This is a genomic window from Streptomyces sp. cmx-4-9, from assembly GCF_046548835.1.
Classification (GTDB): Bacteria; Actinomycetota; Actinomycetes; order Streptomycetales; family Streptomycetaceae; genus Streptomyces.
This window is the reverse complement of record NZ_JAEBEE010000001.1, coordinates 418,594-443,299: the sequence shown is the minus strand read 5'-3', so window position 1 is coordinate 443,299 and position 24,706 is coordinate 418,594. Positions and strand designations below refer to the sequence as shown.

The window sequence follows — 24,706 nt, the reverse complement described above, 5'->3', positions numbered from 1 at the left end:
AACAGTGTTCACACAGTTGTGCCGCGGTGCCCGCTGATCAGGCCTCTCCTCCACGAGAGTCCTGTCGCCGGGCGCTGCGGCATGTCTGTATCCGCACCGCTCGTCCCCGCACTCTGCTTCCCCACCTCTGTATCCGCAACCGCTGTACCCGCACCTTCGTCCCTGCCGGTGCTGCCGGTGCGCGCTGCTGAACCCGTCCCACCGGCGTGCCGGGTCCGGGCTGCCTGCTCGACCGGTCGTCACGGAAGGGACGAGGGCGTCGCACCCGGCACGCTCCAGGCCATACCCATGTCGGCCGAAGCCACAAACCTGGCCTGGCTGCGAACCCGGAGCTATCGGAGCATCGATGTCTGACGAACCGCGCCCCGCGGGCGCCCCGCACCCCCACCACACCGCCGCGGTCATCCCGGCCGCCGGCCGCGGGGTGCGCCTCGGCCCGGGCGCCCCCAAGGCCCTGAGGTCCCTGGGCGGCATCCCCATGCTGATCCACGCCGTCCGCGCGATGGCCCGCTCCCGGGCGGTCTCCCTCGTCGTGGTCGTCGCGCCCGGCGAGGACGTCGCCGGGGTGCGCCTCCTCCTCGACGAGCACGCGCTGCCCGAGCGCACCGAGACCCTGGTCGTCCCGGGCGGCGCGACCCGCCAGGAGTCGGTGCGCGCCGGCCTCGACGCGCTGCCCGGGCACATCACCTCCGTACTCGTCCACGACGCGGCCCGCCCGCTGGTCCCGGTGGACACCGTGGACGCGGTGGTCGAAGCGGTCCGCGAGGGCGCCCCCGCCGTGGTGCCGGCCCTGCCGCTGGCCGACACCGTCAAGGAGGTCGAGCCCGGCAGGCCCGGCGAGCCGGAGCCCGTCGTGGCCACCCCGGAGCGGGCCCGGCTGCGCGCCGTGCAGACTCCGCAGGGCTTCGACCGCGCCGTCCTGCTGCGCGCCCACGAGGAGGTCGGCTTCGGCGGGGAGGGGGCCACCGACGACGCGGGGATGGTGGAGCGGCTCGGCGTCACCGTCATGGTGGTGCCCGGCCACGAAGAGGCCTTCAAGGTCACCCGTCCGCTCGACCTGGTCCTCGCCGAGGCCGTACTCGCCCGCAGGAGGGCCACCGATGCCTACTGACCCCGCCGCCGGGCACACCGCCCGGCCCCTGATCCCGCTCGTCGGCATCGGCACCGACGTGCACGCCTTCGAGCCGGGCCGCGAACTGTGGTGCGCCGGCCTGCTGTGGGAGGGCGAGGACGGCCTCGCCGGGCACTCCGACGGCGACGTCGCCGCCCATGCCGCCTGCGACGCGCTGTTCTCCGCCGCGGGCGTCGGCGACCTCGGCGCGCACTTCGGCACCTCCCGGCCCGAATGGTCCGGCGCCGCCGGCGTCACCCTCCTGGCGGAGGCCGCCCGCATCGTCCGCGCCGAGGGCTTCGAGATCGGCAACATCGCGATCCAGGTGATCGGCGTCCGGCCGAAGATCGGGAAGCGGCGCGAAGAGGCGCAGAAGGCGCTCGCGGCGGCGGCGGGCGCCCCCGTGTCCGTGTCCGGCACCACCACGGACGGGCTGGGCCTGACCGGCCGCGCCGAGGGCCTCGCCGCCATCGCCACCGCCCTGGTGTACCGCACGAGCGGGGCCTGACCGCGGACCGCAGTGCGGCGGGGCGACGCACCGCTTCGGCAACAAAGGCGCCCCGCGTCCCGAAAGGGTCGCGGGGCACTGCTACAGGCGCACTACCCTGGATGCCGTGACTATTCGCCTGTACGACACCAGCGCCCGGCAGATCCGCGACTTCATCCCGCTCACCGCGGGCTGTGTCTCGATCTACCTCTGTGGCGCCACGGTGCAGGCCGCCCCGCACATCGGGCACATCCGGTCGGGCCTCAACTTCGACATGATGCGCCGCTGGTTCGAGTACCGGGGCTACGACGTCACCTTCATCCGCAACGTCACGGACATCGACGACAAGATCATCGCGAAGTCCGCGGAGCAGGGCCGCCCCTGGTGGTCCATCGGCTACGACAACGAGCGCGCCTTCAACGACGGCTACGCCGCGCTGGGCTGCCTCCCGCCGAGCTACGAGCCCCGCGCCACCGGCCACGTCACCGAGATGGTCGAGATGATGCGGGGCCTCATCGAGCGCGGCCACGCCTACGAGTCCGAGGGCAACGTCTACTTCGACGTGAAGTCGTACCCCGGCTACCTCGAACTCTCCCGCCAGGAGCTCGACAACATCCGCCAGCCGGAGAGCACCGGCGAGACCGGCAAGCGCGACGCCCGCGACTTCGCCATGTGGAAGACCGCCAAGCCCGGCGAGCCCTCCTGGGAGACCCCGTGGGGCCGCGGCCGCCCGGGCTGGCACCTGGAGTGCTCCGCGATGGCGCACAAGTACCTCGGTGAGGCCTTCGACATCCACGGCGGCGGCCTGGACCTGATCTTCCCGCACCACGAGAACGAGATCGCCCAGGCCAAGGCCTTCGGCGACGAGTTCGCCCGGTACTGGGTCCACAACGCCTGGGTCACCATGTCCGGCGAGAAGATGTCCAAGTCCCTCGGGAACTCGGTCCTCGTCTCCGAGATGGTCAAGCAGTGGCGCCCGATCGTGCTGCGCTACTACCTCGGCACCCCGCACTACCGGTCGATGATCGAGTACAGCGAGGAGGCCCTGCGCGAGGCCGAGTCCGCCTTCGCGCGGATCGAGGGCTTCTACCAGCGCGTCATCGAGAAGGCCGGCGGAGCCGTCGAACCGGCCGCCGAGGTCCCGCCCGCCTTCGCCGAGGCCATGGACGACGACCTGGGCGTCCCGCAGGCGCTGGCCATCGTCCACACCACGGTCCGGCAGGGCAACAGCGCCCTGGCCGCCGACGACAAGGACGCGGCCATCGCGCGGCTGTCCGAGGTGCGGGCGATGCTCGGCGTCCTCGGACTGGACCCGCTCGACCCGCACTGGGCCGGCGAGGCGGACCGCGGCGAGGACCTGCACGGGGCCGTCGACACGCTCGTCCGGCTGGTCCTGGAGCAGCGCGAGTCCGCCCGGGCCCGCAAGGACTGGGCGACCGCCGATGCCATCCGCGACCAGCTCCAGCAGTCCGGCCTGGTGATCGAGGACAGCCCGAGCGGCCCGCGCTGGACGCTCGGCCCCCGCTGAGCCCGGGCAGCTGAACCTGGTGTGCCGCCCGGCGTTCCGGGCGGCACACTCTTCATACGTACATACCGCAGCATCAACGAAAACAGGTAGAAGTCATGGCCGGGAACAGCCAGCGCAGGAACCGCCGCACGTCCAACAAGAAGGGTGCGACGGTCGGCAGCGGTGGCCAGCGGCGCAAGGGCCTGGAAGGCAAGGGCCCCACGCCCAAGGCCGAGGACCGCAAGAAGCACAAGGCGAACCGCATCAGCAACGCGATGGCCCGCCAGGCCGCCAAGCGCCGCCCGGCCCCGCGCCGCGGCGGTCCCAAGGGCAGCAGCGAGATGGTCGTCGGCCGCAACCCGGTCTTCGAGGCGCTGCGCGACGGTGTGCCGGCCACGACGCTCTACGTGCAGCAGTTCATCGACAACGACGAGCGGGTCCGCGAGGCCCTCCAGCTCGCGGCCGAGCGCGGCAACATCAACCTGATGGAGGCCCCGCGCCCCGAGCTCGACCGGATGACGAACGGGCTCAACCACCAGGGCATGGTCCTGCAGGTCCCGCCGTACGAGTACGCGCACCCGGAGGACCTCACCGCCGCCGCGTACGACAACGGCGAGGACCCGCTGATCGTCGCCCTCGACGGGGTCACCGACCCGCGCAACCTGGGCGCGATCGTCCGCTCCGTCTCCGCCTTCGGCGGCCACGGCGTGGTCATCCCCGAGCGCCGCGCCGCCGGCATGACCGCCGGTGCGTGGAAGACCTCGGCCGGCACCGCCGCCCGCACCCCGGTCTCCCGCGTCACCAACCTGACGCGCGCCCTGCAGGACTACAAGAAGGCCGGCATCGCCGTCGTCGGCCTCGCCGCCGAGGGCGAGCACACCGTCGGCGACCTGGCGGCGCTGTCCGGCCCGGTCGTCATCGTCGTCGGCTCCGAGGGCAAGGGCCTGGGCCGGCTCGTCGGCGAGAACTGCGACTACCTCGTGCGCATCCCGATGCCGGGCGGTGCGGAGTCCCTCAACGCCGGTGTCGCCGCGGGCGTCGTGCTGTACGAGGCGGCCCGCAGCCGCGCGAACCGGCCGCGTACCTGAGCGGTCCGGCGGGGCCGGGGCCGTTCGGGCCGCCGGCTCTGCCGAACGGCCCACGTTCCGTGACCCGTCAGCGTGTCACCCGGCCCGTTTCGGGCGGGGTGACTTGATCTTGACGGGTCTCGGACAGATCCCTGATGTCAAGGCAGTGTCCTAAACACCCATCACTCGGTTAGATGAGTGTGGACACCAGAACGTCAGGGTTCGACGACCAGCCCGCGCTGAGCATGGTCAAGGTGCCGTGCGATCCCGCACAGGTCATCGTCAACCACGCCAGCTTCCGCGTGCGGCTCGCACCGAGCCCGAGCGCGCGTTCCAAGCCCGCGAACGCCCCCGGCAGAGCGCCCGTCCTCGGCGGCGCCGTGGTCGCCGCCGCCGGAGCCACCCGCCGCCGGGCCCCCGTCGTCTGGAGCGGCAAGTCGGACGCCGGCGACGCCGCGGCGATGGGCGGACTGCTCCAGGCCGTGCGGGAGGCCGGCAGAGGCGGCGACGAGTACGACGGCGGCGCGACCCAGGTCATCCCGCGCGTCGACCTGGCCCAGGACCTCGCCGACGACACCCTCACCACGCCGACCGTCATCGGGCAGCGCACGTACGGGGATCCCGAGGAGACCCGCCCGCTGGCCCCCGTACGGGACGTGCCCCGCGGCGGCGGGTACCCCGGCGGCGAGAGCGGTCCCGGGCCGGACGCCCGCCGCGGCGGGTCCGACACCCGCGGGCAGGCCTCCTACTACCCCGGCCGCCGCATGAACCTGGGCGTCGTGCTGCTCCCGCTGCGCGTCTTCCTCGGCTTCATCTCCATCTACGCCGGCATGGGCAAGCTGTGCGACCCCGTCTACTTCGACGGCGGCGAACGCGGCTCCATGGTCACCTGGCTGCAGACCCTGCACCCGTGGGCGCTGGCGGAGCCGCTGCGCGACTTCGCCCTCGCGCACCCGGTCGGGGCGGGGCTGACCGTGGCCTTCCTCCAGGTCATCGTGGGCGTGCTGACGGTGTTCGGCCTGTGGCAGCGGTTCGCCGCGTGCTTCGGGGCGCTGCTGTCCGCCGCGCTGCTGATGACGGTGAGCTGGAAGACCGTGCCGGCGTACGACGCGCCCGACATCATCTACCTCGCCGCCTGGTCCCCGCTGATCATCGCGGGCGCCCCGGTGTACTCCCTCGACGGGCGGCTCGCGGGCGAGGCCTGGCGCACCCTCGGGCCGCGCTCGGAGATCTGGCGGCTGCGGCGGCGCGTCCTGCGGCGCGGGGCCGTCATGGCCACCGTGGTGTGCGGGCTGACCCTGCTCGTCGGTTCCCTGCTCGGCGGGGCCGTCCGCTCCACGACCGTGGTCACCGTGCCCGGTCCGGGTGAGCCCCCCGCCAACTACCTGCCGGGCACGCCGCTTCCGCAGGCTCCGGCCCGGCAGTCGCAGCAGCCCTCCGCGCAGCAGCCCTCGAAGACGGCGCAGCCCTCGGCCACGCCGAGCGAGCCGGCCGCGAAGCAGGGCCGCGGGGCGACGAGCGGGCCTTCCGCGCGGCAGAGTTCCGGGGCGGGCTCCGAGTCCCCGACCGCGACCCGCGGTACCACCGGCAAGCAGACCCCGCGCAGCACGCCGCGCCAGTCCGCTCCGCAGAAGCCGCCGTCCTCCTCCTCGGGTGCGGGCAGCGGCGGCAGCACCGGGGGCAGCAGCACCCCGGCCAAGCCGAAGCCCGGGCTGGTCGGCGGCCTCCTCGGCTGAACCCGCCCGCACGGCCTGGGATGCAGGCGCACGGGGCCCGGTATGCGCGAGCGTGCCGGGCCCCTTCGCGTGCGGGGCCGTACGGCGGCCCGAAGCCCCGGACGGAAGGCCTCAGGGGGCCGTCTGGGAGGCCAACTCCCGTGCGGCCTCGGTCAGGTCCTTGGCGGTGTCGATCGCCCGCCAGTAGGCCCCCTGGGGCAGCGGGAAGCCCGCCAGCCGGCGTTCACGGGCCAGGCGGGGGAAAGTGGTGCGCTCGTGGTCGCCCAAGTCCGGCAGGAGCGCTGCGAATTCGGGCCCGAAGACGTACACCCCGGCGTTGATCAGATAAGGCGACGGCGGGGATTCGATGAAGTCCAGCACCTGGCCGAACCCGTTGGTCTCCACGGCCCCCCAGGGGATCCGCGGCCGGGCGAGCGCCAGGGTCGCCGTCGCGCCGCGTTCGGCGTGGAAGGCGGCCATCTCGCGGAGCGAGAACCGGGTCCAGATGTCGCCGTTGGTCGCGAACCAGCCCTGCCCCGGCTCCGGGAGGTGCCGCGCGGCGTACTTGAGGCCGCCGCCGCGGCCCAGCGGCTCCGCCTCGACCACGGTCGTCACGCGCAGCGGCAACCGGGCCTGTCCGAGCCACTCCTGGAGCACCCCGGCGAGGTGTCCGCAGGACACCACCACGTCGGTGACCCCCTCGGCGGCCAGCCAGGCCAGCTGGTGCCCGATGATCGGCAGCCCGGTCCCCGGGATCTCCACCATGGGTTTGGGGCGGTCGTCCGTGTACGGCCGCAGCCGCGAACCCTGGCCGCCCGCCAGGACGACTGCCTGGGTGGGGACGGCGGGGTGCGCGGCTGCGGGGTGCACGGCTACGGGATCGGTGGATCGGGGTGCTGGAGGCGCGTCGGTCATGCCGGCCAGCGTAGGGACGCGGTACGGGTCAGCCCATGGAGGCGACGCCGGAGGCGTACGAGGTGTCGCACACGGGCCGCGCGACGGCCTGCGCCTTCGTCGGGCCGTACACCTCGACGGCGGCCCGCCCCAGCGCCTTGGCGATCCCCACGCAGTGCTCGGCGAGCGAGGGCCGCCGGTTCACCTCCTGCTGGAGGTGGGTGAGTACGTCACCCGGTTCCTGGCCCGTGCGCAGCTCTTCGACGAGCTTGTCGCGCAACACCTCCTGCGCGGCGCGCGGCTTCGCGGGGACGGAGACGTCCTCGGCGGAGGCGGTCAGGATCTGGGACGAGGATGTGTCCGCCCAAGGGACCATGGTGACCGCGAGGGTCCCGGACAGGACCAGGACGACGGGCAGGACCAGGGCGAGGGAACGGCCGATACGGCGGGCAGTATGGGTCACGAGGGCGAGAGTAGCGCTCGGTGAAGATTTGGCGACATTTAGTCACCCGGTCGGGGGATGGTTCGACGTGGTTTTTCGAATCGGGGGTTGACGGACAGGGCTGAATGCCCGTTCTGCCAGGGTTCCTTCCGTCCGCGCGCGGCCACCGGAGCCCGGCGCCGGTGCAACACACGGGAGAGGGGCGCCCCTCGGCGGGACGCCCCTCGAACCCGTCAGGCGGCGGCCCGGGTTGGCGGGCCGCCGGCGGGAGCCGTCAGTGGGAGAGGCGCTCCCCGGAAGAGGTGGAGAACACGTGGATCTCGCCGCCGCGCGGCACCACGTGCAGGGAGGAGCCCTTCTCCGGCACCTGCCGCCCGCCGACGCGGACCACGATGTCCTGGCCGCCCTCGGCCGCCGCTGTGGAGCCGTAGACGTAGCCGTCCGCGCCCAGTTCCTCGACGACGTTCACGGTGATGGTCAGGCCGCCGGTCTCGGCGAGGTCGAAGTGCTCCGGGCGGACGCCGACCGTGACGGTGCGGTCGCCGGCGTCGGCCGCGGCGGACAGCGCCTCGCGGGACACCGGGACGACGCTGTCGCCGAACTTCACGCCGCCGTCGGCGATCGGGACCTCGACCAGGTTCATGGCGGGCGAGCCGATGAACCCGGCGACGAACAGGTTCGCCGGACGGTCGTACATGTTGCGCGGGGTGTCGACCTGCTGGAGCAGGCCGTCCTTCAGGACGGCGACCCGGTCGCCCATGGTCATGGCCTCGACCTGGTCGTGGGTGACGTAGACGGTGGTGATGCCGAGGTCGCGCTGGAGCGCCGCGATCTGGGTACGGGTGGAGACGCGGAGCTTGGCGTCGAGGTTCGACAGCGGCTCGTCCATGAGGAACACCTGCGGCTTGCGCACGATGGCGCGGCCCATGGCGACGCGCTGTCGCTGGCCGCCCGAGAGCGCCTTCGGCTTGCGGTCGAGGTACTGGGTGAGGTCCAGCATCTTCGCCGCGTCCTCCACCTTGCGGCGGATGGTGGCCTTGTCCTCGCCGGCGATCTTGAGCGCGAAGCCCATGTTGTCGGCCACGGACATGTGCGGGTACAGCGCGTAGTTCTGGAACACCATCGCGATGTCCCGGTCCTTGGGCGGCAGGTGCGTGACGTCGCGGTCACCGATGCGGATGGCGCCGCCGTTGACGTCCTCAAGGCCCGCGAGCATGCGCAGGGAGGTGGACTTGCCGCAGCCGGAGGGGCCGACGAGGACGAGGAACTCGCCGTCCTCGATCTCCAGCTCCAGCTGGTCGACGGCGGGCTTGTCGCCGCCGGGGTACAGCCGGGACGCCTTGTCGAAGGTGACAGAAGCCATGGTGGTGAATCCCTTCTACCGGCAGGAACGTGCCGGACGATCCGAGTGGAAGGTCTAGTCCAGTAATAGGACTCCGGGCGACGCTACCCGCCGGGCGGCCTCCTGTCAGCCCTCCCGCCGAGGTGACTTCCGACTCGGTGCGATCCGCCGAACCCCCGCCCGCCGCCCGCCGGCGGACCCCCGGCGGCGCCGGGAACGTGATGGCCCGGCCGATGACCTGCTGTGTAGAGTGATGGCGGCCCCGCCCCCTTAGCTCAGTCCGGCCAGAGCAACGCACTTGTAATGCGTAGGTCGTCGGTTCGAATCCGACAGGGGGCTCTTGAGGTGCACATTGCGGGCTTCGGACACACCCACGTGTCTGAAGCCCGCAATGTGTTGTCGGTCCAGGGTGATCGATCACGCCCGACCGATGACGCGCTCCGGTATTCGTGTCCCGCGAGGCGCAGGTGCTACTAGCTTCCCAGGCTCTGCAACCGTGATTCGATCCAACCAGGGCGTCGCAAAAGTTCAAAGGTATCCACGGCGACAACTGCCTTTTCCGGCAGCTCCTCGTGGGGGTTCTCGTCCTGGAATGCCTCGAAAACCGTGAATCCCTCCTTTTGTAGAATGGACAGAGCGTCGGAGACTCGATGCGAGCGGCTTGGGCCGGTCCAGGCTTCCAAGGGGTGCGTCACCAGTACTGCCACATCGTCGTATTCCACTTCCCTGAGCACCGGTAGCCCGCCTATGATGTCCGTCTTCCAGTGCAGGAAACTATCGGCAAACCGCTTGGCGCGTGCGGCTGCGTATGCATCCGAAGTGGAGAAGTCCACCGTTCGCCCCTGGAGCAGGTCCAGCATCTGAACGGCGAGTCGCCAGTCGAGCAGGGGGTGATAAGCACTGTTTCCGTAGTCTTGCAAGCAGTCGTAGCAGGCTGAATCACAAGGACCGTACGTCGCACCACCTGAATTGTGGCCGCAGAGGTCGTCTGCAGCAGCGCGGGCAGCAATCAAGAGCTCCGCCGGATGCCTACCGAGCCAAGTCGAGTAGCCGGCGCCGTTCTCGAGCGTGTCCGAGAGGAAGACCTGAGCGTGAACCTCGTCGGCTTCTCCGCCTACCGGGAAAATTCCTGTGGAGAGCTCCGTTCCGTCGATGTCGAGAAGCCTGACCGCGGCAAGCTTGAGGAGGGTTCCCAGGGAGAGCCAAGCCGCTCGTGCGGCCATTCTTCGAGGGTCGAGTGCCATCCCGGCCGGCTGCTCGTGGAGCCCGACGCGGAGGACATCCGTCAGTTTGACTGACGCGAGGGCAAGCGTCTCCGGGTTGGTGAAGGTCGGTTTGTGGGGTAGTCCCAAGCGTTTTGCCCTGTCGACGTCAGACAAGAGCGTTGCGTCGAGCAGGCCGTCCTGGCCGAAGACCTTGCCGAACTGGAAACCGTCTCCTCCCCCTGTGTTGACGACGATGACACGGCCTTGACCGCTCAGATACTTCGATGCGGCTTCCCAGCGTTCGTCCAACGGGGACGCCGCATCGATGGTGAGACGGGCAGAACCCGCACGCGGGGTGAACTCGAAGGTCCCCTCGTAGTCCTGCGCCTGGTAGCTGGTGCGGAATCCGAGTGGTTGGCATGCGGGTAGGCGACGATAGTCGCCCTCCTCTTCATTCGCTTTGCAGACGACGCAGAGAACCTCCTCCTGATCGACCGTGATGGAAAGACACTTGGTGCATATTCCCACCATGAGGCGTTCAGCGTCGGCCTCCCTTCCGGTCTTCCACTGCCCCCCGACAGGTTCGTACGTCACCAGGCCTACCGCAGTGTGCAGCGCCTTGTCCTTGACGACCTCACCCCCGGGCGCCCATTCGGAGATGGCAATGTCGATGTCTCTGTCGATCACGTCTGTGAGCACGCGCCCGTGAGGCCTGGCATGATGCAGATTCCGAACGCGGGTGGGAAACCCGAACATCGGCAACACACCACGCTCGGCGAGCGTCTTGCTGAGCGGTTCATTTCCCGGGGCTCGGCGCACTGCATCCTCGATACGGCCGAAAAGGCTTGACGAGGCCCAGGCGACGAGGTCGTCCACAGTCGAACCGGTCGTGTCACCACCTTGTAGGAGTGCCGTGGCTGCGCGGGCTGCCTCGGCGGTGTTGTGCGTCAGCCACATCTGGACCTCGTCCCGGACGAGGGGCCATCCGCTGACACTGCCGAACGGGCCGTGAACATCGCGTCCCGCATCCCAGTCGCGGGTGTGTCCCACGGACCTGAATGCCGCGGAGAGCAGGCTTGCGGCAAGGCAGCGATGCAGGATCTCCGTACGGTCAAGATCGATGTACGGGCTGGGTGACGGGTCGCCCGTAATGCGTTCCGGGTGCTGGAAGTAGTGGTCGTCGTGAGTCCTCGTACCACGACACAAGGTGAGGGCGATGGAGAGGTGGTCCAGACGTCGGCCGGCGCGTCCGACGCGTTGCTGGTAGTTGAATCGCTGGGGCGGCATGTTCGCCATGACCACGGCACGTAGTCCGCCTACGTCGACTCCTGCCTCCATGGTCGTCGTGACACTGAGCAGGTCGACCTCATCGACCAACTGGATGTCCTGCGGGTTCAGAAAGACCCCCTGGAACCGGGCCTGTCGTTCCTGAGCAGCGTCCTTGTCCGTTTGTCCCGTCAGTTCCTCACAGTGGAGCCTGAATGCCGCCCCGGCTTCGCGCGCGAGGAAGGCGTAGTAGTCATTCTTGGTGGCGGCAGCAGGATCGAGGACTTCAACGGCCAGATCGGAGCTGAGGCAGAACGCGCAGATGCCCGCCGATGCGTGCAGATGCCGTCGGGTGCAGCGTCGGCAGCGCCACTCCTGCGTACCGGGGAGACGGATCCTGACCCGCTCTCCGTCGAGGCGAGGGTCGGAATTCGTCAGGCCCAGTGCACTGATCACCTCTTGTATCAGCACCTCGGGTAGGGCCCCGTGACGCAACGCGACAGCCTTGAGGTAACGCTGGGCCGCCGAGTGGAGACTTGTCAGCGCGTCCCGCTGTTCGCGGAACTGGCGGCGAACCCCCAGGAGCCTCAGTGAAGAACGACAGGCTTGTTGGAACACTTCGGGCTGCAGCTTCCTGCTCCCGCTGAGCAGGTCCTGCTCGGCCAGACCGATGCCCAATGACTCCAGGTCGCGGCCGCCACCGGCGAACACGGCTTGCTGAACCTGCACATAGACTGAGCGTTCAATCTTCTCTCGTAGGTTGAGGAGATCGCCCGTGAGACCTTCCACCGGTCGTCGCGTGGGGGCGGTTCCACCCCAGTCGTAGAGGTCTGTCCAGGGTCGGGATTCCGCACTCTTGCTCAAGGTGAAAGCCGGGCCGCCGGGATGAATGCCTAGCTTGAGGGCCTCACGGCTCACCACATTGCCCAGTTCCACGAGCGTCGGACCTTTTACCTCGGCGCGATACTTGGCAAGGTCTTCGTGCTGCTGATCACTGGCTGTCCCGTTCGCAATGGCCGCAAGCGCAGGAATCAGTTCTCTGGACGGCGACGATGCGAGATTGCTCAGCGCTTCTGCCCCCGCAGGGGAGTTGCTTCCCTTAAGGAAATCCAGAACAAGGGAGACTCGATCGTCTGGATGGTCGAGAATCGAGATCGCAAGCTGCCTGACCAAGTCCTGATGGTGAGACCGTTCAAGTCCCGCCGAGATCCGAGCGGCATCTTGACGGCTGTCGGAGAATACCACCAGCTTGGTCTTCAATTGGCGCTTGAGGGCGTCTGTCAACACTTGGTTCGATTTCTCGAAACCGGTTCCCATGGTGCGAATCGGTGAGCGGGACCGGGACGGGTCCTCGAAAGCGCGTGAATTTTTGAAGATTTCACGGTCTTCACGACACGAGGGGCAGGTGGTCGGGAAGGCCTTGACGTTGCTCAGAGCGGTGGGTGGATTGCTTCCGGCGACGAGGAGGTACCCATTTACTCCTGAATCTGGCCGGATGGAGACCTTACCGCTCGCTGTATGGAGGTGGGCGGGAACGAAAGCAAAAGAATACTTCGGCCGCGTCTTGTCGCCCGGTCGCCCCCCGGTGTGGTTGTGGGTTGCCTGATCGAGATCTGGTCGGGGCCCGTGCGTCGGAATGAAAACGCTGTAGACATCCGCAGTTCGATCGAGTTTCGCCTTGTCTGGGAGGGATTCCAGGTCGGTTGCGGTGGATACGAGATATCGGCATCCCGGATCCTTCTCCGCCATGGGTGAATTGAATCCGCCCAGGAGGACGTCGCCACAAGTATCGCAGTACAGGAGTTCCAGCACCCTCGCACCACATGCGCAGGCGTAGCGTGGATTGGTGTACACCTTGCCTACCAGGCGATCCTGCTCGCGTTGGTCGGGCGCCGCAGGGACTTCGCTGCAATGTCTGTCAGCGCATGCCCACATCCCGGTGACATTGCGGAAGAATAGGTGAAGGCGGAAGCGGGAGCCGGGGTCGTTCTGGCCGTCGAGCAGGGAGATGAAGCGGTCCGTTGCCTGCGCGGCAGAAGCTGGAGAAAGGCTCGGAAACAGTTGCTGAGACACCTCTGAGAGGGGTTTGGCTCGGAGGGAGTCATCCTCGTCACTCGCCCTGAAGGCAGACTGGAGTGCCGCGTGTCGTTCTTGCGGTTCGGGCAGGATTCCATCATCCTGCTTTTGCTGAACCCACGGGGTGAGGTTCGTGTTCCCCCTCACCCGGACGCGATCACCAGAAAGAACGGCAAATCGGTCGGGCGCGCGTCCAAAGAAATCGCTGAGGAATTTTCGATCGACCGGACTGGTCGGATCCATTGACGCCGAAGTGGCGACCACCGAAAGCTGATCGGAATCAGTCGACAGCCCGAGACGGTCGATCAGTTTTCTCAGGAGGTAGGCTACTTCCGTTCCCTGTGTGCCGCGGTACATGTGCAGTTCGTCCACGACCAGACTGAAAACGTTCGTCTTCGAGCTCGCCAGCCAGTCCCGAGTCTGCGCGAAAATGGCGTCTTCGTCGCGCCTCATCAACATGATGTTCAGCATGCTGTAGTTCGTGATCAGGACGTCTGGCGGGGATGTTTGCATGTCCCATCGAGAGCGCATTTCCGCGCCGAACGGGCGCTGGAGGAAATAGCGAGCGCCCTCTTCCGTCACATCGCCGTTCAGGATCCGGTTCTCAAGGTCGCTATAGCGCTTGTCCATCGACAGCAGGATTTTGCGAAGCTCCTTCAGCTTTGTCGAGTTCTTCCTCTGAGGCATGGGTCCCGCTACGGGGGTGCGTCCTGTGTAGCGGCCGAAATAGAAGCGGTTGCCGTCCCGCTCGGAGTCGAACCAGCTCCGCACATTCGGCGCGTCGAGGCTCCTGCGGAGCCTCATCAGCTGGTCCTCCACCAAGGCGTTCATGGGGTAGAGGAAGACGCTGCGCAGGGCTGCCGGACGCGCTTCGTCATGGCGCTGTGGCTTCCATTCCTCCGCCGCGCGCCACCAGGGGTTGTGCTCGCTGTCAGGGCGTGTCCCTTGCCAGCCACGTGACTCGGCGACGAGCCGCGCAAGCACAGGGACAAGGAAGGCTTCGGTCTTGCCGGAACCGGTACCCGACGTCACTACGACGTCTTGACCCGCCTGGCTGGCGAGCAGCGCCTCGGCTTGGTGGGTGTAGAGCCGGGGGATCCCCGCGAGCAGTCCTGCTTTCAGCAGCCCGGAGAGCTCAGGCAGGCCGATCTTCGCCGCAAGAGCGGCAAGGGGTTCCGGGGCCTGCACGTACTGGGGCAGGAGTTCCAGGTACGGCTCCTGGAACAGCACTCCGTCCGTGCGCAGGAGGCCCCGCAATTCTGCCGCCACTGAGGCGTCGCGTAGTGAGTATGCGGTGTCGTAGTACCGTTGGAAATACTCAGCCAATTGACGATGCACAGTCAATGGGGACATGCCAGGCATGCGGGTCCTTGGGTCAAGGGGCTTCAGGGAACGTACTGCAACTCTTGATAGAGGGCGTCTGCGACCAGTTTGGCGAATGGTTCGTCAATGTTCACGTACTTGGCGAAACTTCGCTGGTGCGAGGCCTGTTGTTGCCCGTCGGCAGGCGTCTCCTCGGTGAGTGCCGAGAGCCTGGGCAGGAGACCGCTGCGAAGCACCGCAGCACGGGCATGGAGGTGGGGCAACTGCATTCTGCTGGGCGCGTACAGTTCTTGGCGCGTTGAGGAGTACCGAAGCACCCAACGGTGCGTGCGGGACAACTCCGCGTAGATGACGGCTCGTTTTTCCGCGATGTAGCCCCGCATGTCGAGCCAGTAGACGTAGCGGTAGGTGGTGTAGCGCTGATAGCGGAACGCACCGTGCAGGGGTGGTTCGGCCGGGCCCTCATAGTCCGTCCACATGTCGCCACCCCCATCGGACATGCGCTGTGGAGCCAGACCGCCCGATCCCCGAAGGAGCCCCTGCTCCTGCAACATTTCCTGCAGGCGGGGAAGACGGCTGGCGATCTGGTCGGCAGCCCGGTCCTCGAAGCCGATGCCGAGCCGTTCGCTGACTGCCTCGGCGTATGTCGAATGAGGCACGCTCAGTAGCCGACACGCTGGCCCACCGGCCTGGGGGACAGGTGCTTGGATCGCTACGGAATCTCTGAACACCCGTTCCTTTGAGAGGTCCCTGAGCCTTTCCAGGAGCCAGATCGGTCGCTGGCCGACCAGCAGTACGTGACCGCCGCCATTGGTCAGGGTGGTCAGCGTCGGCGGGGTGACACTCCAGATGCGATTGCTCCAGTCCACCTCGGCATGTCCGAGTACCTGGAGGTTGTACAGGGCGATTCTCCAGTCGACGGCCGGGTGCTGAGGGTGGCAACTCGCCAACCACTCGTACGTCTCGCGGAAGGCATCGAGGGTTCCGCTGCCGCGTTCTGAGCACCACATGAGCATGTCGTCGTACATCACTGCCGCCCTCCAAACGCATAGCGAGACCAGTCGGCGCGACAAGCGTCGGGCGTTACGGCGACCGGGCCGTCACCTACAAGCCGGTGCCAGTCAGCGCGGTCCAACAGCTTCCATGACCCCGACGGTTTCCCGTAGCGGCCCTCGAGGACAGCCGGTGCACGGCTGACACTTCGAGAACCACTCGGCTTCACCCTCAGCAACCACACCGCCTGGAACGACAGAGCGGCCAGCAGGGCCTCCAAGTCGGCATGTCGCGCAGGAGGAACTGTGGACGGAAGCCAGGCCGGTGTTTCCGAGATCAGCAAAGCCGCGGTGCGGTCCCGACCCATCGCGTAGACGGCGTCCCCAAGACGCAGTGGTGTCATGGGAGGGAGACTGTCCCGTTCCGAACCGCTCAGGGTTGCACCTGCCAACAGGCCGGACGTCTGGTCCCACTCCGACGGGGCGTTGCCGAAGGGCTGGGCAACGCGCGACGCCACCATGGAGATCCTGGCGTCCTTGGAGCGAAGTGCGAGGACGACGGGAGCAGTCGTCTCGCGAAATCGTTGCACAAGAGTGAACGTGAGCCTGTGCTCGCCTACGGCGACCCGATGTTCACCAGCCACCAGAGGCAACCCCGCCAGCCTGACCGTAATGGTGTCCGCAGATTCGGCGAGGGGCAGGCGCTGCCCGTCGAGCGTGACCGTCTGAGGCCGACCGTCGGGAGCGGCCGGAAGCATGAGATCCGGCGCGTGGCCGACGAGGAAGGTGTGTCTCCCGCCTTCCATGCGAAGCCCGCCTACGAGCCTCGCCAACTGTCGGTGCAGCGGGGACAGTGCGCCCAGGCAGCCCGGAGCTGAAGCCGAGCGCGTAGGAACGTACCTGGTGAAGAGGGTCCAGCCGGCCGGCACCTGAACACGTCGCGTGAGCTTTGTGGGCTCGGCGCCACAGCTGCGCATGACCTCCTCGGCCTGGGCAGCGTAGGGGTTCCTCACGAGCACTCGATGGGGTACACCGATCTCTGCGGCGTTGACGGATGTCCACCGGCCCACCAAGTCGTTGGCCTGCAATACGTAACAGTCCTTGCCCGTCAGCATCAGCTTGAGAGTGCCGACGGGCAGATGACCGGAGAGCCCCGGGCCGGCCTCCAGGGCCGACGTGACCACAGGAGCCCACTCATGCCCGGGTGGCAAGACGAGTGGTGCGTCCGGCAGGTCTATCGAGGTGGCAGCGAAACCGGCCGGGATGCGTACCGCCAGCCCGTACGGTGCCCCTCCGTCGGTCGACGTCAGTGAGAGCGAGAGGCAGGGCGTACCGACGGAGTCCCTGGCAAGGCCGTCGTAGTGCTTGAGTTCCTGGTGCAGGATGTCAGCGAGAACGGCACGCAGCGGGAGGGCTTCCAGCGCTCGTACGATCCGCGGGCTCACACGGGCGAAGCTCCGCGACCACTCTTCGAATCGGGCGAGGAGTTCCGCCTTCGGCATGGTGTCGCCGGGGCGAAGTCCGATCACTGAGAAGAACTGGCCGACCTGGGCACGGTCGGAGCCCAGCAGCACAGCCTGCGAAAGAGATTTTCCGATGTAGACCTGCGTTGGGTGGGCGATTGCAGACGGCAGGCCGCGCCTTCCGCCCTCGTGTTCGACGAGCCACCACTCCAGTTGGTTCCACAGCGAGGGGACGACCTCGTCGTAGCCATCGGGCATGCCGGCCGCGCCGTCGATGCCGAGGATCTGGCGCAGGGGTTGGTAGTACGAGAACCTGCCGATCTGAGTGCCGTCCGTCCGGGACATGCGGGACGCGGCAAGCACCGTGGCTGCGAGCAGGGCTATGAAGGGCGGCCGGTCCGAGCCGCCCTCACGCCGCCACAGTCGTGTGCGTGCAGCCACCTTCTGAAACGGGTTTCGTCCGTAGACCACGCTCCTGATGGCAGCGTGGAAGTCGTCGGAGGGCGTCGCGGATGAGGGCGCAACTGCCTGTTGACCGTGCAGTTCCGCCAAGCGGGCATCGTCCACCGCCAGGTAGATGGGTACCGGATGGTCACGGACCGCGAAGAAGTGGTCGGTGAATGCCGTGTTCCAACTGTCGTAGTCCACACTCAGCCCCCCTTGTGCCGTTCAGGGAAAAGCTAGCGGACCTGAGGGTGGCAGTTGATCGCCGTACTCGTGTGCTATATTCTCCTGTTTTTAGTCTGGCCTATGAGCCATCTTGACAACCAGAGCGGGATGCTGTGAGCTCCCCTTGTCAAGCTCTTTCTGCCACACACTTGGAGCGCGTCCTGTCCGCCCCGCGAACGCCGGCCCAGCCTCACCGACTAGGCAAGGTCCTCTCCCTGTTCACCGGGGCTGGTGGCCTCGACATCGGTCTCGAGAGAGCCGGACTCGCGACCGTCGCGTGCCTCGAGCTGAACGACGATGCGCGGGCAGTGCTCGCTGCGAACCGGCCGGAGTGGCTCATGCCGGGCGACGGAGACGTCAACACCGCGGCGAAGTACCTCACCCCTGCTGCGCTCGGCATGAAGCCTGGCGAATTGGACCTGGTCGCCGGCGGGCCGCCCTGCCAGCCCTTCTCCAAGGCGGCGCAGTGGACTTCGAGCGCCCGGAGCGGCATGGAGGACGATCGCGCCAGGTGCGTCCACGGGATGCTCGATCTGGTCGAGAGTTTCCTGCCCAAGGCCGTACTGATCGAAAACGTCGAAGGGTTCCTGCAGGGCAAGGGCAGTGCTGCCGGCGTCATCCACGACCGGCTGCGCAGGATCAACGAGCAGTATGGGTCGTCCTACGAGTTGGTGGCGAAGGTGGTTGATGCGGCCGACTTCGGTGTGCCGCAGCACCGACGCCGGGCCATCGGTATCGCCTACCGAGAGGACGTGCAGGTCCGCCTGCCGGAACCGACTCACCTCGGTAGCCCCGTCCGGGCCTGGGACGCACTCTGGGACCTTGAGGAGCGAGAGAAGCCGGTGGCATCAGGACAGTGGGCCGGGCTGCTTCCCTCGATCCCTGAAGGAAGCAACTATCTGTACCTCACGGCCCGTGGTGACGGCGAGGAACTGTTCGGCTGGCGAACGCGCTACTGGTCCTTCCTGCTCAAGCTGGCCAAGGACCGGCCGTCCTGGACCCTTCCGGCATCTCCCGGGCCCAGTACGGGGCCGTTCCACTGGGACAACAGGCCGCTGTCGGTGCGCGAACAGATGCGACTGCAGACATTCCCCGACGACTGGACGATAGACCAGCCCTTCCGGGCGGGGCGCAGGCTCGTCGGGAACGCAACGCCACCGTTGCTTGCGGAAGTTCTCGGACGAATCATCGTCCAGGATCTGCAATTGGGAAGCATCCGTGCCAGGGCCCGGATGCTTAAGAGCCCGCCGACGCTCCTGCGTGAACGGCTGGACAAGCTCCCCCCTGCCGTTCCGCCCGCTGCAGTTCCCGAGAGATACGAACCGCATATTGGAAGCAAGGACGCGCATCCCGGTGAGGGCATCGGGCCGTCCCCCCGCTTGGCGGTCGTTCGCTGAACGTGGTGGGTCCGGTGGGTTTGAGGCCTCTCGCTGCGCTATTGGTCCGCAGACCCACTGGTCAGTGTCCTGTAGCCGCCGTGGCAGAAATCTGCACTACGGGCCAAGCCGCGGTACAGGGCCGCCTTCCAGTGGTTGACGCCACGCTTCTTTTCCGTCCCGTATGCCAGTGTTTCGAGGGTCTTGATCAGCCCTGAACTGCCTTGGGACGTGAATACCAGGTCGTAGAGTTCTATTTGGTCAGTCAGTTCGGATACCGCCTCTTTTTGATAGAATTCGAGCAGTTGTAGTATGTCGAATTGCCTCTCAATTCGACGATACAGGCCGCAGTTCAGTGAATCCGGCTTGTTTAGTGAGAAAGATATTGACACGGTTCCAGAGACCTGTACCGAGGCAATCAACACCTCCTCGTCCGGAGCCTGGTCGAAGTAGGCATGGAGCATCAAAAGGCCACTCTCGCGGTCGCAGTACGCCCCTTTCAGGCGGTTACACCTGTCGCAGACAGGGACCAGATTATCGGAGAGAATGGCATATTCCGGAAATGTGTCTTTGGGTAGGAAATGGTCGAGCACGCAAACTTGTGTGCGCCGGCAGAGCGGGCACTGGTAATTGGCAGGCTTGGCTGCGCGGAACAGAAGTTCGCGTAGTCCGTGGAGTGGCCTTCCTTTGTCGAGCAGATCGAAATTTGTCGACAGGGCGCGGGTGAGTTCATCGGGTTCCTGGCAGAGGGGCCGGGAGTTGATGATGTCGCTCAGGTTGTGCCGATAATCGCCGTATGCGGCAAGGACGGCCGCTCGCGATTGCAGCAGAATTTGCCGAGTGCTGGTGCGACGCCGGCTGATCGCCAGGTCGAGATCGGCCGCAGAATCCCTGACCGGACGGGGAAGGCTGCCTGTCACGGCTGATTACGCTCCCGCCCGATACTTGTCAGGTAGGCGAGTGACTGGGCGCTGAGTTCACCGTCGAACAGCTCGGTAATCTCGTGCAGGGAGAGAGTTTCGTTCATTGACCGCAGCGTCGAGTGAAAGTCGGTCGCACTGCTGTCCAGATTGAAGACGTGTCTCGTGAGGAGGCCTACGTTTTCGCCGAACGTTTCTACCTCGGGGCGCGAGGTGTCCGTGGAGTCGCCGAACCGCTGCAGGACGTGCACGTACCTGCTGGGCAGTTCTTGCAGCAGTACGGGGGAATGGGTAGCTGCTACGGCGTAGGAGTCGAATTCCTCGAGAAGCACGTTCAAACTCCGCATCATCGCTGCGAGCAGCGGCGGGTGAAGATGCGATTCCGGCTCGTCGATGAGGACGAGCGATCCGGGTTCCAAGTGAGCCACGAGCTGCACGATGATGTTGAGAACGAGTTTGTGTCCGGTACTGAGCTTATTGAAGGCGTGCCCCCAGTCGGCGTCATCGAGTGCAAAGCTGCCGGTCAATCCGACGCGTTGGAATGAAGGTTCCTGAGTGAGCGGTGCGAGTGCGGCGAGCAAGCGCGGCCTTCGTTCGCTCGATCTGGCACGCTCGAGCGCCATGGTGATCTCGTCGTGAATCTCCTCGATGCCTTTGAGAGAGTGTCGGCCGATCTCTCCGGCGCCGTTGCGCACATAGCGCCGCAGTCCGCAATATACGTACCCCGAAACCTCGCCGGTCTCTGCCAGTCGATCCTCTTCCTCCTGGTTCTTTCCCGGAAGGTCAAAAGTGTCGAAGGCGCTGTAGGATACGGCGACGACGGATGAAAATCTCAGTTCGGCGTTATCGCCGAGGAATCGTCCATATTTGACCGAAAAGCTGTTGGAATTCCGCTGGTGTAGATCCGCGTGTGCGGCGTTGGCGAGATTTCCGAGCAGCTGCGTCTTTCCGCACCCGTTGTATCCGATGATGGCGTTGATCCGGCCGGGGAGGGGAAGCCGGTCGACAAATTTTAAATCGATTTCAAATGGACCGCCGCCGACATTGGTCTGGAAGTTGAAGGCCAGGGACGAACTCCGTTCTTGACTCGATTCTTCGAACAGTGAAGTGGCATCCCGGAGGGCGAGTTCCGCGTTCCCGTACCGAAGGAGCGAAATCGATATGGCCGGCTCGTTCTCGAATGCCTCTCTGATGGAGGCGTCGAAGGCCATGTCGCGCAGTCCGACGAGCACGGCCTGACGTATTTGGGTGGGCAGGTTGTGAAGTGCTTCGTAGTAGGAGTATGCCTGGCCGAGTGAGCAGTAGGTATCGTCCAGTCTGCTGAAATGCTGGCTGATTTCAGTCAGTCCACTTTTCTGCCCTTTCTTCATGATTTTTACTGGTCCGAGTTCGATGGACGCCATTGTTTTGGAAATGTACAGGCGGGCGTCGAACATGGTCTGGAACCCGAAATCGCTCCAGTGATCTTGTTTGAGTATCACGACGGGCAAGGCCGGGGGTACCTTGACAGGTTTCCCGCGGGGGACTACTACGAATTGCATGGACCACTCCGCTGGTTGCCGGTACTGGAGTACGGGTGCGCGCAGGTGTCGAGGTTATCGGGGTGGGCGGTCCAGATCGGTAGGAACGAACGCTCATGCGCCCGCGGGGCGCGTGCGGACAGATAGTGGGACCCGGACCGTATCGGTCCGGGTCCTTTGGCGTGCCCGGCCGGGCGGGTCAGTGGCGGCCCGAGATGCGGTCCGCCAGGCGGGCCAGGGCAGTGGTGGTCGGGGTGTGGGTGGTCGATTCGCGGCGGTCCGCCGCGCGGTAGGCGCCGTACAGGGCCTGGACGCCGAGCCAGCGGAAGGGTTCCGGCTCCCAGCGGCGGACCCGGTGGCCGACCCACGGGAGGGCGGTCAGCTCGGTACGGGCGCCCAGGACCAGGTCGCGCAGGGTGCGGGCCGCGAGGTTGGCGGTGGCCACGCCCGAGCCGACGTAGCCGCCCGCCCAGCCCAGGCCCGTGGCCGGGTCGAGGGTGACGCTCGCGCACCAGTCGCGGGGCACGCCGAGGACGCCCGACCAGGCGTGGGTGATCTCCGTCCCGGCCAGGGCCGGGAAGAACGAGGTCAGCAGGGCGGTCAGGGCCTCGATCGTGGCGGCCTGGGTGCGGCCGTCGTTGTCGGTGCGCGAGCCGAAGCGGTAGGGGACACCGCGGCCGCCGATCGCGATGCGGTCGTCGGCGGTGCGCTGGGCGTACATGTAGGCGTGGGCCATGTCGCCGAGGACCTCCCGGCCCGACCAGCCCAGGCGCTCCCAGGTCTCCGGCGGGAGCGGAGCCGTGGCGATCATCGAGGAGTTCATCGGGAGCCAGGAGCGCTTCTGGCCCTTCAGGGAGGCCGTGAAGCCCTCGGTGCAGCGCAGGACGTACGGGGCACGGACCGTTCCGTACGGGGTGACGGCCCGGCGCGGGCCGATCTCCGTGACGGGTGTGGACTCGTGGATGACGACGCCGAGGCGTTCCGCGGCGGCGGCCAGGCCCTTGAGGAGTTTCAGGGGGTGGATGCGGGCGCCGTGCGGGCTCCAGCTCGCGCCGACGGCGTCGGCGACGCCGATACGGGCGCGGGCGGCGGTGGCGCCGTACAGCTCGCGGTCGGTCTCGCCGAAGGCGGTCTCGGCGGCGTGGAAGGCCTTCAGGCGGGTCAGCTGGGCGGGGTTGCGGGCGACTTCGAGTACGCCGCCGCGGTGGATGTCGGCGTCGATGCCCTCCTTCGCGGCGATGTCGACGACCTCGGTGACGGTGTCGTTCATGGCCTGCTGGAGGCGCTGGGCGGCGGCGCGGCCGTGGAGGGCGGCGTAGCGGTCGCGGCCGGCGATGCCGTTGTAGAGCCAGCCGCCGTTGCGGCCGGAGGCGCCGTAGCCGCAGAACTTCTGCTCCAGGACGGTGACATGGAGGTCGGGGGCGGCCGATTTGAGGTAGTACGCCGTCCACAGGCCGGTGTAGCCGCCGCCGACGATGACGACGTCGGCCGTGGCATCGCCGGTGAGGGGGACGCGGGGTGGGGCGGCGTCGGGGGCGGTGCGGTCCGTCGCGTACCAGAAGGAGATGCCGCCGTTGATCGTCATGGGGATGTGCTACAGGGCGTGCGGGAGGGGTGTCCAGGGACGGAGTGTCGGGTACGGGGCCGCGCGGGGCGGCCGGATGACCGGTGCGGCGGGGCGGGGGGCCCCGTAGGGTGCGCCGGTTCCTCCCCGCTGCCCCGCGCCTCATCTGCCGCCTTCTAGGCTGCCCGGATGATCCGAAGCGCCCGCGTCACCGACGTCCCCGCCCTGTACGCCATGATCCGCGAGCTCGCGCAGTACGAGGAGTCGCTCCACGAGGTCCGCGTCACCGAGGAGCAGCTGCGCGAGGCGCTGTTCGGAGCGCAGCCGGCGGCGTTCTGCCACGTGGCGCACGCACCGGACGGCGAGGTCGTCGGCTTCGCGCTCTGGTTCCTGACCTTCTCGACCTGGCGGGGGGTGCACGGGATCCATCTGGAGGACCTGTACGTGCGTCCGGGCGTGCGCGGCGGCGGGTACGGGAAGGCGCTGCTGGCGGAGCTGGCGCGGACCTGCGTGCAGCGGGGCTACGAGCGGCTGGAGTGGTCGGTCCTGGACTGGAACACCCCGGCGGTCGACTTCTACCGGTCGGTCGGAGCGGTGGCGATGGACGGGTGGACGGTGAACCGGCTGACGGACGGTCCGCTGCACGCACTGGCGGCCGCGGCCCGTTAGGCGGTGGGGCGGGCGTCCGACGGGTGGGGTTCCAGGACGACCTTGCCGGTGGTCGCGCGGGTCTCCAGGGCGCGGTGGGCGGCGGCCGCCTCGGTGAGGGGGAAGCGGGTCAGGGCCGGGCGCAGGCGGCCTTCGGCGGCTTCGGCGAGGGCGCGCGTCTCCAGGGTGCGCAGCGGGTCGGGGGTGCCGACGCGCTGGAGCATGGCGGGGCCGAGGACGTGCCGGGTGGTGATGCCGCGGGCCGTCAGGGCGGCCTGCTCGGCGCCGGTGAGGGCCAGCGGGCCTTGCGACCAGCCGAAGACCAGGTGCAGGGCGCCGGGCGCGAGCAGCTCCAGGGCGGTGCGGGCGGTGGCGCCGCCGACGGAGTCGAAGAGGACGGTGGCGCCGCCGGGGTGGCGGGCGCGGACGGCTTCGGCCCAGCCGGGTGCGGTGTAGTCGAGGGCGAGGTCGGCGCCGTTCGCCGCGGCCAGGGCGGCCTTGGCGGGGCCCCCGGCGAGGGCGGCGACCTCGGCGCCGGCGTTCTTGGCGTACTGGACCAGCAGGGTGCCGATGCCGCCCGCCGCGGCGGGGACCAGCGCGACCGCCCCCGGTCCGAGCTCCGCGAACTGGAGGATGCCGAGGGCGGTGCGGCCGGTGCCGATCATGGCGACGGCCTCGGCGGGCCCGAGCCCCTCGGGTACGGGGTGCAGCCGGGCGGCGTCGGCGACGGCGTACTCGGCGTACCCGCCGGGCGCGAAGCCGAGGTGGACGACGACCCGGCGGCCCAGCCAGGCCGGGTCGGTGCCCGGGCCGAGGGCGTCGACGGTGCCGGCGACCTCCCGGCCGGGCACGGTGGGCAGTTCGGGCAGGGCGGGGGCGGGGCCCTGCACGCCCTCGCGGAGGCTGGTGTCGAGCAGGTGCACGCCCGCGGCGGCCACGGCGATGCGGACCTGGCCGGGGGCGGGTACCGGGGCGGGGACGGTCTCGGGCACGAGGTGGTCGGCGGGGCCGAAGGCGTGCAGCCGGACGGCGGTCATGGTCAGGGCTCCTGTGGTCATGGGGCCAGCCTCCGACCTGGAGCGCGGTTGAGGTCAAGGGGCTTCTGTCGGCGGGGTGGGC

At 67.8% G+C, this 24,706-nt stretch carries 17 protein-coding genes and 1 tRNA gene; 8 read left to right on the top strand and 10 right to left on the bottom strand.

Features of this window, described 5'->3' with window-relative positions; all coding sequences use genetic code 11:
* The first annotated feature begins 346 nt into the window (after positions 1-346).
* From ispD to ACLJTM_RS02100, 5 genes are all read left to right on the top strand, one after another.
* Entirely contained in the window at positions 347-1,111 is a 765-nt protein-coding gene (ispD, locus tag ACLJTM_RS02120) for a 2-C-methyl-D-erythritol 4-phosphate cytidylyltransferase (RefSeq protein ID WP_411101595.1), read from the top strand.
* Positions 1,101-1,619 (top strand): 2-C-methyl-D-erythritol 2,4-cyclodiphosphate synthase, encoded by a 519-nt coding sequence (gene ispF, locus ACLJTM_RS02115; protein ID WP_411101594.1) that lies wholly within the window; start codon positions 1,101-1,103, stop codon positions 1,617-1,619. Before ispD ends, ispF begins: the two co-directional genes overlap by 11 nt.
* A 106-nt stretch (positions 1,620-1,725) precedes the next feature.
* The gene (gene cysS, locus ACLJTM_RS02110; RefSeq protein WP_411101593.1) at positions 1,726-3,126 is read left to right on the top strand and encodes a cysteine--tRNA ligase; all 1,401 of its coding nucleotides are present in this window, start codon (positions 1,726-1,728) and stop codon (positions 3,124-3,126) included.
* Positions 3,127-3,221: 95 nt separating this feature from the next.
* Entirely contained in the window at positions 3,222-4,193 is a 972-nt protein-coding gene (gene rlmB, locus ACLJTM_RS02105) for a 23S rRNA (guanosine(2251)-2'-O)-methyltransferase RlmB (protein WP_411101592.1), read from the top strand.
* A 173-nt stretch (positions 4,194-4,366) separates the two neighbouring features.
* On the top strand, positions 4,367-5,908 hold the full coding sequence (locus ACLJTM_RS02100) for a DoxX family membrane protein (protein ID WP_411101591.1): 1,542 nt from the start codon (positions 4,367-4,369) through the stop codon (positions 5,906-5,908).
* A 111-nt stretch (positions 5,909-6,019) separates the two neighbouring features.
* On the opposite strand, the gene ACLJTM_RS02095 is transcribed toward ACLJTM_RS02100, so the two are convergent.
* The 3 genes from ACLJTM_RS02095 to ACLJTM_RS02085 form a co-directional block, all read right to left on the bottom strand.
* Positions 6,020-6,802: an NDP-sugar synthase gene (locus ACLJTM_RS02095; protein WP_411101590.1), complete on the bottom strand. Its 783-nt coding sequence runs from the start codon at positions 6,800-6,802 to the stop codon at positions 6,020-6,022.
* A 28-nt stretch (positions 6,803-6,830) separates the two neighbouring features.
* Positions 6,831-7,244, bottom strand: coding sequence for a hypothetical protein (locus ACLJTM_RS02090; protein WP_411101589.1), 414 nt, complete (start codon positions 7,242-7,244; stop codon positions 6,831-6,833).
* Between the two features lie 253 nt (positions 7,245-7,497).
* A complete protein-coding gene (locus tag ACLJTM_RS02085) occupies positions 7,498-8,586 on the bottom strand; it encodes an ABC transporter ATP-binding protein (protein WP_411101588.1) in 1,089 nt (362 codons plus the stop codon).
* A gap of 243 nt (positions 8,587-8,829) precedes the next feature.
* Here ACLJTM_RS02085 and ACLJTM_RS02080 point away from each other — a divergent pair.
* Positions 8,830-8,904 (top strand) — tRNA-Thr (locus ACLJTM_RS02080).
* 134 nt (positions 8,905-9,038) lie between these two features.
* Here ACLJTM_RS02080 and ACLJTM_RS02075 read toward each other — a convergent pair.
* Genes ACLJTM_RS02075 through ACLJTM_RS02065 form a run of 3 tightly spaced genes read right to left on the bottom strand, consistent with a single transcriptional unit; the run spans position 9,039 to position 17,538 of the window.
* Positions 9,039-14,474: a DEAD/DEAH box helicase gene (locus tag ACLJTM_RS02075; protein WP_411101587.1), complete on the bottom strand. Its 5,436-nt coding sequence runs from the start codon at positions 14,472-14,474 to the stop codon at positions 9,039-9,041.
* 23 nt (positions 14,475-14,497) lie between these two features.
* Positions 14,498-15,463 (bottom strand): hypothetical protein, encoded by a 966-nt coding sequence (locus tag ACLJTM_RS02070; protein WP_411101586.1) that lies wholly within the window; start codon positions 15,461-15,463, stop codon positions 14,498-14,500.
* A complete protein-coding gene (locus ACLJTM_RS02065) occupies positions 15,463-17,538 on the bottom strand; it encodes a hypothetical protein (protein WP_411101585.1) in 2,076 nt (691 codons plus the stop codon). The genes ACLJTM_RS02070 and ACLJTM_RS02065 overlap by 1 nt, the downstream gene beginning before the upstream one ends.
* 170 nt (positions 17,539-17,708) lie before the next feature.
* Here ACLJTM_RS02065 and ACLJTM_RS02060 point away from each other — a divergent pair, with 170 nt between their 5' ends.
* Positions 17,709-18,956, top strand: a complete 1,248-nt coding sequence (locus ACLJTM_RS02060; protein WP_411101584.1) for a DNA cytosine methyltransferase — start codon at positions 17,709-17,711, stop codon at positions 18,954-18,956.
* A 38-nt stretch (positions 18,957-18,994) separates the two neighbouring features.
* On the opposite strand, the gene ACLJTM_RS02055 is transcribed toward ACLJTM_RS02060, so the two are convergent.
* From ACLJTM_RS02055 to ACLJTM_RS02045, 3 genes are all read right to left on the bottom strand, one after another.
* Positions 18,995-19,855 (bottom strand): HNH endonuclease, encoded by an 861-nt coding sequence (locus ACLJTM_RS02055; protein WP_411101583.1) that lies wholly within the window; start codon positions 19,853-19,855, stop codon positions 18,995-18,997.
* Complete coding sequence (locus ACLJTM_RS02050; RefSeq protein WP_411102253.1) at positions 19,852-21,336, bottom strand: AAA family ATPase; 1,485 nt, start codon at positions 21,334-21,336, stop codon at positions 19,852-19,854. Before ACLJTM_RS02050 ends, ACLJTM_RS02055 begins: the two co-directional genes overlap by 4 nt.
* Before the next feature lie 238 nt (positions 21,337-21,574).
* Positions 21,575-22,960, bottom strand: coding sequence for an NAD(P)/FAD-dependent oxidoreductase (locus ACLJTM_RS02045; RefSeq protein WP_411101582.1), 1,386 nt, complete (start codon positions 22,958-22,960; stop codon positions 21,575-21,577).
* A gap of 168 nt (positions 22,961-23,128) precedes the next feature.
* Between ACLJTM_RS02045 and ACLJTM_RS02040 the strand changes: the two genes are divergently transcribed.
* Positions 23,129-23,608, top strand: coding sequence for a GNAT family N-acetyltransferase (locus tag ACLJTM_RS02040; protein WP_411101581.1), 480 nt, complete (start codon positions 23,129-23,131; stop codon positions 23,606-23,608).
* Here the strand turns inward: ACLJTM_RS02040 and ACLJTM_RS02035 are convergent.
* Entirely contained in the window at positions 23,605-24,624 is a 1,020-nt protein-coding gene (locus ACLJTM_RS02035; RefSeq protein ID WP_411102252.1) for a zinc-binding dehydrogenase, read from the bottom strand. The two genes, ACLJTM_RS02040 and ACLJTM_RS02035, sit on opposite strands and share 4 nt — an antisense overlap.
* Between the last annotated feature and the right edge of the window lie 82 nt (positions 24,625-24,706).

Coding starts and splice junctions, on each gene's coding strand:
- ispD (WP_411101595.1), top strand. CDS start 347: ATGTCTGACGAACCGCGCCCCGCGGGCGCCCCGCACCCCCACCACACC.
- ispF (WP_411101594.1), top strand. CDS start 1,101: ATGCCTACTGACCCCGCCGCCGGGCACACCGCCCGGCCCCTGATCCCG.
- rlmB (WP_411101592.1), top strand. CDS start 3,222: ATGGCCGGGAACAGCCAGCGCAGGAACCGCCGCACGTCCAACAAGAAG.
- ACLJTM_RS02100 (WP_411101591.1), top strand. CDS start 4,367: ATGAGTGTGGACACCAGAACGTCAGGGTTCGACGACCAGCCCGCGCTG.
- ACLJTM_RS02095 (WP_411101590.1), bottom strand. CDS start 6,802: ATGACCGACGCGCCTCCAGCACCCCGATCCACCGATCCCGTAGCCGTG.
- ACLJTM_RS02085 (WP_411101588.1), bottom strand. CDS start 8,586: ATGGCTTCTGTCACCTTCGACAAGGCGTCCCGGCTGTACCCCGGCGGC.
- ACLJTM_RS02075 (WP_411101587.1), bottom strand. CDS start 14,474: ATGCCTGGCATGTCCCCATTGACTGTGCATCGTCAATTGGCTGAGTAT.
- ACLJTM_RS02070 (WP_411101586.1), bottom strand. CDS start 15,463: ATGTACGACGACATGCTCATGTGGTGCTCAGAACGCGGCAGCGGAACC.
- ACLJTM_RS02045 (WP_411101582.1), bottom strand. CDS start 22,960: ATGACGATCAACGGCGGCATCTCCTTCTGGTACGCGACGGACCGCACC.
- ACLJTM_RS02040 (WP_411101581.1), top strand. CDS start 23,129: ATGATCCGAAGCGCCCGCGTCACCGACGTCCCCGCCCTGTACGCCATG.
- ACLJTM_RS02035 (WP_411102252.1), bottom strand. CDS start 24,624: ATGACCGCCGTCCGGCTGCACGCCTTCGGCCCCGCCGACCACCTCGTG.